This window comes from Candidatus Pantoea communis (assembly GCF_011752685.1).
Classification (GTDB): domain Bacteria; phylum Pseudomonadota; class Gammaproteobacteria; order Enterobacterales; family Enterobacteriaceae; genus Pantoea; species Pantoea communis.
In genome coordinates, this window is record NZ_VWXC01000010.1 from 222192 (window position 1) to 230291 (window position 8100).

The 8100-nt window shown below is 51.8% G+C and carries 11 protein-coding genes; 3 read left to right on the forward strand and 8 right to left on the reverse strand.

All coding sequences use genetic code 11. The features are described 5' to 3' along the window. Window positions 1-14: 14 nt before the first annotated feature. Entirely contained in the window at window positions 15-323 is a 309-nt protein-coding gene (locus F3J37_RS15135; protein WP_034829444.1) for a c-type cytochrome, read from the forward strand. 40 nt (window positions 324-363) lie between these two features. Here the strand turns inward: F3J37_RS15135 and rof are convergent, their stop codons facing one another. Continuing rightward, on the reverse strand, window positions 364-627 hold the full coding sequence (gene rof / locus F3J37_RS15140) for a Rho-binding antiterminator (RefSeq protein WP_038648888.1): 264 nt from the start codon (window positions 625-627) through the stop codon (window positions 364-366). Continuing rightward, the gene (locus F3J37_RS15145; RefSeq protein WP_013507964.1) at window positions 614-814 is read right to left on the reverse strand and encodes a YaeP family protein; all 201 of its coding nucleotides are present in this window, start codon (window positions 812-814) and stop codon (window positions 614-616) included. The genes rof and F3J37_RS15145 overlap by 14 nt, the downstream gene beginning before the upstream one ends. Before the next feature lie 216 nt (window positions 815-1030). Here F3J37_RS15145 and arfB point away from each other — a divergent pair, with 216 nt between their 5' ends. After that, a complete protein-coding gene (gene arfB, locus F3J37_RS15150) occupies window positions 1031-1441 on the forward strand; it encodes an alternative ribosome rescue aminoacyl-tRNA hydrolase ArfB (RefSeq protein WP_166934132.1) in 411 nt (136 codons plus the stop codon). Between the two features lie 30 nt (window positions 1442-1471). Here arfB and proS read toward each other — a convergent pair whose 3' ends face one another. The 6 genes from proS to metN all read right to left on the reverse strand — a co-directional run bounded on the left by proS (window position 1472) and on the right by metN (window position 7029). Beyond that, window positions 1472-3190: a proline--tRNA ligase gene (gene proS / locus F3J37_RS15155; protein WP_166934134.1), complete on the reverse strand. Its 1719-nt coding sequence runs from the start codon at window positions 3188-3190 to the stop codon at window positions 1472-1474. 90 nt (window positions 3191-3280) lie between these two features. Beyond that, window positions 3281-3985: a tRNA (N6-threonylcarbamoyladenosine(37)-N6)-methyltransferase TrmO gene (gene tsaA / locus F3J37_RS15160; protein WP_166934136.1), complete on the reverse strand. Its 705-nt coding sequence runs from the start codon at window positions 3983-3985 to the stop codon at window positions 3281-3283. Further along, entirely contained in the window at window positions 3982-4383 is a 402-nt protein-coding gene (gene rcsF, locus F3J37_RS15165; RefSeq protein WP_058962053.1) for an envelope stress sensor lipoprotein RcsF, read from the reverse strand. The genes tsaA and rcsF overlap by 4 nt, the downstream gene beginning before the upstream one ends. Before the next feature lie 115 nt (window positions 4384-4498). Continuing rightward, window positions 4499-5314, reverse strand: a complete 816-nt coding sequence (locus F3J37_RS15170) for a MetQ/NlpA family lipoprotein (protein ID WP_034829430.1) — start codon at window positions 5312-5314, stop codon at window positions 4499-4501. A 37-nt stretch (window positions 5315-5351) separates the two neighbouring features. Then, window positions 5352-6005: a methionine ABC transporter permease MetI gene (locus F3J37_RS15175; RefSeq protein WP_034829428.1), complete on the reverse strand. Its 654-nt coding sequence runs from the start codon at window positions 6003-6005 to the stop codon at window positions 5352-5354. Next, window positions 5998-7029 carry a methionine ABC transporter ATP-binding protein MetN gene (gene metN, locus F3J37_RS15180; RefSeq protein WP_166934138.1) on the reverse strand — a complete coding sequence of 344 codons (1032 nt, stop codon included), beginning with the start codon at window positions 7027-7029 and terminating at the stop codon, window positions 5998-6000. The genes F3J37_RS15175 and metN overlap by 8 nt, the downstream gene beginning before the upstream one ends. Before the next feature lie 188 nt (window positions 7030-7217). Here metN and gmhB point away from each other — a divergent pair, with 188 nt between their 5' ends. Beyond that, window positions 7218-7778 (forward strand): D-glycero-beta-D-manno-heptose 1,7-bisphosphate 7-phosphatase, encoded by a 561-nt coding sequence (gene gmhB, locus F3J37_RS15185; protein ID WP_097118398.1) that lies wholly within the window; start codon window positions 7218-7220, stop codon window positions 7776-7778. Window positions 7779-8100: the final 322 nt, after the last annotated feature.

An 8100-nucleotide genomic window follows, 5' to 3' on the forward strand; every position in this document is an offset into this window, starting at 1 on the left:
GATGGAGAGCAATGATGAAACACTGGATGGCGGCAGCATTGCTGGCCGCAGCGTTGCCGGCTTTTGCCGACGGCGATGTGAATGCAGGCGCGCAAAAAGCAGCAACCTGCCTGGCGTGTCATGGTGCGGAAGGGAAAAGTGCTGTGCCGCTTTATCCCAATCTTGCCGGGCAACATGCGCCTTACCTGCTGCACTCCTTGCAGGCATATAAAAAAGGGGAGCGTAGCGGTGGTCAGGCAGAAGTGATGAAAGCGTTTGTGGCAGGATTGAGCGATCAGGATATGGAAGATTTATCGGCGTATTACAGTTCGCTGAAGCCGTAAGCGAGGGGGGCGGGATAGCATTCCCGCCCGAATGTGGTAGTTATTCGTCTTCGCTAACGATGACGGTGCCCAGCTCGGGATGACTGAAGCTGGCGATATGGTCAAGACGCAGTTCGCGGGTTTCACCGGAGAGATCGACCGTCAGGTACTCCACGTTTTTACGTGAGACCATGTCAACGGCTTTCGCCTTAAGCTGATCGCCGTTTTTTAACTCCAAAGACAGCGTCCAGTGTTTGGTGCAGGCGAGCTCGAGGCTATCGTAGTCATCGCAGTTGATGGGTTTGTAGGCTTCATTCGTCAACATAGTCGCTCACCAATAAGTTAGCAGCAGCATAAGCTGCTTGTTCCCTGACAGAAGAGTTTAGCGCAGAATTAGCGGCAATATCGTTGAGTGCGTTTAGCGCGCAACCTATCGCGTCTGGCACATACCCCAGGTCGCCACTGCCGATTTCGGCATACTTCTGGCGAACTAACTCACAATACTTTTGCACATACACCTCCTCAGCAGAGCTTAAATACTCTGGTTGATAAGCGACTATATCACAGGATTTTCATGGAAATCAGCCAGGGGAAGCCGCGATCTGTGCAAAGAAAAGTGTAAAAGTGACACACAGCGCTGGCCTTAAGCAGGAAGGCGGCGCACAAAAGGTTAAGTTGATGAACAGGTTATTCCGCGACACAACATCGTTCTTAAAGGCAGGTGACAGATGATCGTGCTGTCGCGTTCAGTTTCACTTGCAGACAACGAGGTCGAGCTCAGTGCCATTCGTGCACAAGGTGCGGGCGGGCAGCATGTGAATAAAACGTCTACTGCTATCCATCTGCGTTTTGATATCCATGCCTCTTCGCTGCCACCGTTCTACAAGGAACGCCTATTGGCTGCGAGCCACCATTTGATTACGGCAGAAGGCGTGGTGATCATCAAATCTCAGGAGTATCGCAGCCAGGAAATGAATCGCGAGGCGGCCCTGCAGCGGCTGATCAATCTGATTCGTGAGTTAACCACGGTGGAAAAAAACCGGCGGGCGACACGACCCACGCGTGCATCTAAAGAGCGGCGGCTGGAGGGGAAATCACGGCGCAGTAATGTGAAAGCGATGAGGGGAAAAGTGCAATGAAAAACGCCTCCAGCTGGAGGCGTTTCAGTCTTACTTGTTCAGCGCTTTTGCCAGGAATTCGACAATATCGTGCTGTTTGATCATTTGCTTCTCGCTGGATGAACGCGACTTGTACTCGATCTCTTCGTTATCGAGGTTACGGTCACCGATGACGATAGTATGTGGCACGCCAATCAGTTCCATATCAGCGAACATCACGCCTGGGCGCTCTTTGCGGTCATCCAGAATCACATCAATGCCTTTGGCACGCAGCTGGCTGTAAAGCTCTTCAGCCAACTCTTTCACACGGAACGATTTCTGCATGTTCATTGGCAAAATCGCCACTTCGAACGGAGCCAGCGCGGCTGGCCAGATGATGCCGCGTTCGTCATGGTTCTGCTCAATGGCCGCGGCGACAACACGGGTGATACCAATGCCGTAGCAACCCATGGTCATGATCTGGTTGCGACCCTCTTCACCCTGTACTGCCGCTTTCATTGCGTCAGAGTACTTGGTACCCAGCTGGAAGATGTGACCGACTTCAATACCACGTTTGATTTGCAGCGTGCCTTTGCCATCCGGGCTCGGATCGCCTTCAACCACGTTACGGATATCTTCTACGCGCGCTTCTGGCAGATCGCGCAGCCAGTTGATGCCGGCAAAGTGCTGACCATCAATGTTGGCGCCTGCAGAGAAATCGCTCATCTTGGCAACGGTGCGGTCAGCAATCACAGGCATGCTTAGACCAACCGGGCCGATAGAACCAAAACCTGCGCCAACGGCGGCGCGAATCGCTTCTTCACTGCCCATCTCCAGCGGAGAGGCAACGATATCCAGATGCTCGGCTTTGATTTCGTTGAGTTCATGATCGCCGCGAACCAACAAGGCAACCAGCGCATGGCCGCTCTCTTCCGCACCTTTCACAATCAGCGTTTTCACGGTTTTTTCTACCGGGATCTGATGTTGCTCAACCAATTCTGCAATGGTTTTGGCATTTGGCGTCGCGAACTGCGTCATCGCCTGAGTCGCTGCCGGACGTTCGCCTGCTGGCGCCAGTGCTTCGGCTTTTTCGATGTTAGCGGCGTAATCGGATTCGCTGGAGAAGATCACATCATCTTCACCGCTCTGCGCCAGCACCTGGAATTCGTGAGAGCCGCTACCACCAATCGAACCGGTATCCGCTTGTACAGCACGGAAATCCAGCCCCATACGGCTAAAGCTCTGGCTATAAGCGCGATACATCGCATCGTAGGTTTCCTGCAAGGATTCCTGTGAGATGTGGAAGGAGTAAGCATCTTTCATGATGAATTCACGTGAACGCATCACACCAAAACGTGGGCGCACTTCATCGCGGAATTTGGTTTGAATCTGATACAGATTCAGTGGCAGCTGTTTGTACGAGCTCAGCTCATTACGGATCAGATCGGTGACCACTTCTTCATGGGTTGGGCCCAACACGAACGGACGCTCGTGGCGATCTTTAATGCGCAGCAGTTCTGGGCCGTACTGCTCCCAACGGCCGCTCTCTTCCCATAAATCGGCAGGCTGAACCACCGGCATGGAGATCTCAATCGCACCCGCGTTGTTCATCTCTTCGCGTACGATGTTTTCAACTTTTCGCAGCACGCGAACACCGGTCGGCAGCCAGGTATAAAGACCAGAAGCCAGTTTACGGATCATACCGGCGCGCAGCATCAGCTGGTGGCTGATCACTTCCGCATCGGATGGCGTCTCTTTCAGAGTAGAGAGCAGATATTGAGTAGTACGCATTGATTACGATTCCAGTTGTACGGAAGGACACTGACAAAAATTTTTCTGGCGGCTAGTGTACCAGCGAGATCATTCACTCAAAAGCTTGTTTTAGCGTGGATCGAGAGCGATCACTTCTGTGCCGATCTCATCAATACGCCAGCGCACGTTAAAGTCGAGTAGCCAGGCGGCATACTCACGATCCTCGGCCTCACCTTTACGATAGGCGGGGCGGGGATCCTGCGCTAAGACTTCCGCAATGAAACGGGCCAAATGGGGATAGTTTTTCTGCTGCTGGATTTGGCTCTGCGCCAAAGCAGAGAAACGTACGGGCATAGTGGCATCCGGTGCGCTTTGGGCAAAACCTGCTCGGGCATCCGGCAGTGCTTCTGCAAACGGCAGATAGGGTTTGATATCCACTACCGGTGTGCCATCCACCAAATCAAGGCTGCCAAGTTGCAAAATCACCTGCTGCTTTTCACATCGAATGCCTTTCAATTCGACCAGCGACATGCCGATGGGGTTAGGGCGAAAGGTGGATCGGGTGGCGAAGACTCCCATGCGTGCGTTGCCACCTAAGCGAGGAGGGCGTACGGTTGGGCGCCAACCGCCTTCCATGGTCTGATGGAAAACAAACAGCACCCAAAGATGGCTGAAGGCTTCAAGCCCGCGCACCGCTTCTGGCTGATTATAAGGCGGCAGGAGATGCAACTCGCCGCCGCCATCCTGAACTAATCCAGGCTGGCGCGGTACGGCAAATTTTTCTTTCCACGGCGAACGAATGACGCCGATTTGCGCAAAGGCAAAATCACTCATTGATTGGAAACTTTCAGTGCTGAGCCCTGGCAAATCGCCTGGCGATAGCAGCCCGGCGTGCTGGTGACGATTTCGCATTTATGCAGCAATATCGCGTTCGCTTTCATCCCGGCTGCTTTAATCTGCAGACGCTTACGCGCGGTATTGATATTCGGTGGCGAATCCTGGCTGCTGCTTTGGCAATCATCGGCAGAGACTTCGCCCAGATCGCGGAACGGATTACTGACCAGATCGGTGGCATCGGTATAAATTTTTACCGGTGCAGGACGTGGAGCAGGCTTACGTTCTGGTTCGCTGGATGATGGTTGCGGGCGGGCGGGAGCACTGCTTATTGGGTGATATTCACGGACACACCCGGTTAGCATCAATGCTAACAAGCAGAGCGGTAAAAAACGCATGGCAACATCCTCAGTAGTAAAAAGTGGCGTTATTGAAACAAGGACGGGATTAAATAACAAGTCAGCAAAAAGAAAGGGCGACCGAAGCCGCCCTGGATGGCATCAAAGGCGAAAATTACCAGCCTTTAACTGCACCACCGTTGAAGATTTTGTTCGCGGCTTCAGAAACTTCATCAGACTGATATGCCTGAACAAATTTCTTCACGTTTTCCGCATCTTTATTATCTTCACGGCTAACGATCAGGTTCACGTAAGGAGAATCTTTGTCTTCAACAAAGATGCCATCTTTCGCTGGGGTCAGACCAATCTGGCTGGCGTAAGTGGTGTTGATCACCGCCAGTGCAATCTGCTGATCGTCGAGTGAACGTGGCAGCTGCGGCGCTTCCAGCTCAACAATCTTCAGGTTTTTAGGGTTCTCAACAATATCCAGAGAGGTTGGCAGCAGGCCCACGCCATCTTTCAGTTTGATCAGGCCGACTTTCTGCAGCAGCAGCAGTGAACGACCGAGGTTGGTTGGATCGTTAGGAATCGCAACCTGTGCACCGTTTTGCAGTTCATCCAGTGATTTGATTTTCTTTGAATAGCCAGCAATCGGATAAACGAAGGTGTTACCCACTGGCACAAGCTTATAGCCACGGTCTTTGATCTGCTGATCCAGATAAGGCTTATGCTGGAAGGCGTTAACATCGATATCGCCTTTGCTTAATGCTTCGTTCGGCAGAACGTAATCGTTAAAGGTCACCAGCTCAACATCCAGACCGTATTTCTCTTTAGCGACCTTCACTGCGGTTTCAGCAACCTGCTGCTCAGCACCGACAATCACACCCACTTTGATGTGGTTTGGGTCTTTAGCTTTCTGATCGCATCCTGCCAGCGCAATTGCGCCAATCAGAGCACCCACAGCGGCAATCTTTTTAAATGTGAAAGACATATCCCTTCCTTGATAGAGGACTATTGATGTTGTTTACTTATTTATGTGACACAGCACGGACAATGCGGTCGCCACAGAATTGAATGAGATACACCAGAACAACCAGCAAAATCAGCACGGTATTCATCACAGTGGCGTTATAACCAATGTAACCATACTGATAGCCAATCTGACCCAAGCCACCTGCGCCGACCGCGCCACCCATGGCGGAATAGCCGACCAGCGTAATCAGAGTAATTGTAGCGGCATTCACCAGACCAGGCAGGGCTTCTGGCAGCAGCACTTTACGTACGATCTGCAGGGGAGTCGCGCCCATCGCGCGTGAGGCTTCGATTAAACCGGTTGGCAACTCTAACAGCGCATTCTCGACCATACGCGCAATGAAAGGTGCGGCGCCGACTGTCAGTGGCACGATTGCAGCCTGCAAACCAATGGAGGTGCCGACAATCATGCGCGTGAAAGGAATCATCCACACCAGCAATATAATGAAGGGGATTGAACGGAAGATATTCACCACCGCTGAGAGCACGCGATAGAGTGTGCCATTGGCCAGAATTTGCCCTGGGCGAGTGACATACAGCAGCACGCCGACGGGCAGGCCGAGTACAAAACCAAAGAAACCAGAGACGAAGGTCATCATCAGCGTTTCCCAGACGCCACGCGTCAGTAACCACAGCATCGCTTCAGACATAACCCAGTACCTCTACTTTCACATGATTTTCTTTCAGCCAGGCAATCGCTGCCTGTGTGTCTGTTTCACTGCCATCCATCTCGGCCAGCATGATGCCGAACTTGACGCCGCCGGCATAATCCATCTGGGCACTGATGATGTTGTTATTCACATTGAAGCGACGAGCAGCTTCTGACAGCAGCGGCGCATCTACTGATTTGCCGGTGAACTCCAGACGCAACAGCGGGACGCTTTCAGCTGTGGCTTGCGGTGTCATACGTTGCTGGTAATCGTCTGGGATATCCAGATGCAGCGTCGATTGAATGAATTGCTGAGCCAGTGGCGTTTTAGGATGTGAGAACACTTCACTGACGCTGTCTTTCTCAATCAGTTCGCCATTACTGATAACAGCAACCTGATCGCAGATGCGTTTCACCACATCCATCTCATGAGTGATCAGCAGAATAGTGATCCCCAGACGGCGGTTGATGTCTTTCAGTAACTCTAAGATGGAGCGCGTGGTTGCTGGGTCGAGGGCGCTGGTGGCTTCGTCGCACAGCAAAACTTTTGGATTCGTGGCCAGCGCACGCGCAATCGCCACACGCTGTTTTTGTCCTCCGGAAAGATTCGCAGGCCAGCTGTCGTGCTTGTCCGCCAGTCCAACTAACTCCAGCAGTTCAGTTACGCGGTTTTTGATCTGCTCACGTGACAGGTTGCCCAATTCAAGCGGCAGCGCAACGTTACCGGCTACGGTACGTGAGTTCATTAGATTGAAGTGCTGGAAAATCATGCCAATCTGACGGCGTGCCAGCGTCAGTTTTGAGGAGGAGAGGGCAGTCAAATCCTGACCATCAACCAGAACGCGTCCTGATGTTGGACGCTCAAGCAAGTTAACGCAGCGGATCAGCGTACTTTTACCGGCACCGGAAGAACCGATGACGCCATAAATCTGTCCAGCAGGCACGTGCAGGCTGACGTTGGAAAGCGCCTGAATGGTGCGTGAACCTTGCTGGAACACTTTGGTAATGTTTTCGAGTTTAATCATTAGTTTAATAGTTATCGTGTTACGTTGTCCGTGGTGTATCGGGTTTCACGCGATTGCGCTGCGTGAAATTTGGATGGATGTTAAGGCATCCAGACGGCTAAATCAATCGAAGTCATTCAATCTGCCATTCTCTCTATATATGCAATCATGCGATACTGTGCGGCATTATTTGCAGCAGGAGTTTCTACGTGTCGAATAAAGTCCCCGCTATTTTCCTGGATCGTGATGGCACCCTGAATGTCGATCATGGTTATGTTCACGAAATCGATAATTTTGAATTCATCGATGGCACCATTGAAGCGTTACAGGTGCTAAAGAAGATGGGCTTCGCGCTGGTACTGGTGACCAACCAGTCCGGTATTGCGCGCGGCATGTTTACCGAAGACCAGTTTATGCAGCTCACCGAATGGATGGATTGGTCGCTGGCGGATCGTGATGTCGATCTTGATGGCATCTATTTCTGTCCTCATCTGCCAGATGCAACAGTAGAAGAGTATCGCCAGGTATGTGATTGCCGTAAGCCGCAGCCGGGTATGCTGCTCTCTGCGCAGAAGCATCTGAACATCGATATGACTGCTTCTTATATGGTAGGTGACAAAATAGAAGATATGCAGGCAGCAGCAGCAGCAGGTGTGGGCACGAAAGTGTTGGTGCGTACTGGTAAGCCGGTCACCGCTGAAGGCGAAAATGCAGCAGATTGGGTGCTTAACAGCCTGTCAGAGCTGCCTGGACGCATTAAAAAGGGCTGATTTAGGCGGTTTTGTGCAATTTTCAAGCGAACGAATAAAAACTTGAAAATTGCCCTTGCGCTTCCTCAGAACCTGCCTATAATGCGCCACCACTGAGACGGCAAAGCAGCAACGCAGACGGCTCAGCAGGGAGTGAAGAAATTCATCCCGCCGGAGAAAAACGCTGAAAAAAGTGTTTGACTCTGAAGGAGGAAAGCGTAATATACGCCACCTCGCAACAGCAGCTTAAGGCGCTGATTGCACCGCTCTTTAACAATTTATCAGACAATCTGTGTGGGCACTCGCAGGATTGATATCAGCGTCTCCGGACGTAAAAAATATC

Bases quoted from the DNA above. Each gene is read 5' to 3' on its own strand.
- tsaA (WP_166934136.1), bottom strand. From the start codon at position 3,985: ATGAGTGATTTTGCCTTTGCGCAAATCGGCGTCATTCGTTCGCCGTGG.
- F3J37_RS15135 (WP_034829444.1), top strand. From the start codon at position 15: ATGAAACACTGGATGGCGGCAGCATTGCTGGCCGCAGCGTTGCCGGCT.
- rcsF (WP_058962053.1), bottom strand. From the start codon at position 4,383: ATGCGTTTTTTACCGCTCTGCTTGTTAGCATTGATGCTAACCGGGTGT.
- F3J37_RS15175 (WP_034829428.1), bottom strand. From the start codon at position 6,005: ATGTCTGAAGCGATGCTGTGGTTACTGACGCGTGGCGTCTGGGAAACG.
- rof (WP_038648888.1), bottom strand. From the start codon at position 627: ATGTTGACGAATGAAGCCTACAAACCCATCAACTGCGATGACTACGAT.
- metN (WP_166934138.1), bottom strand. From the start codon at position 7,029: ATGATTAAACTCGAAAACATTACCAAAGTGTTCCAGCAAGGTTCACGC.
- proS (WP_166934134.1), bottom strand. From the start codon at position 3,190: ATGCGTACTACTCAATATCTGCTCTCTACTCTGAAAGAGACGCCATCC.
- arfB (WP_166934132.1), top strand. From the start codon at position 1,031: ATGATCGTGCTGTCGCGTTCAGTTTCACTTGCAGACAACGAGGTCGAG.
- F3J37_RS15170 (WP_034829430.1), bottom strand. From the start codon at position 5,314: ATGTCTTTCACATTTAAAAAGATTGCCGCTGTGGGTGCTCTGATTGGC.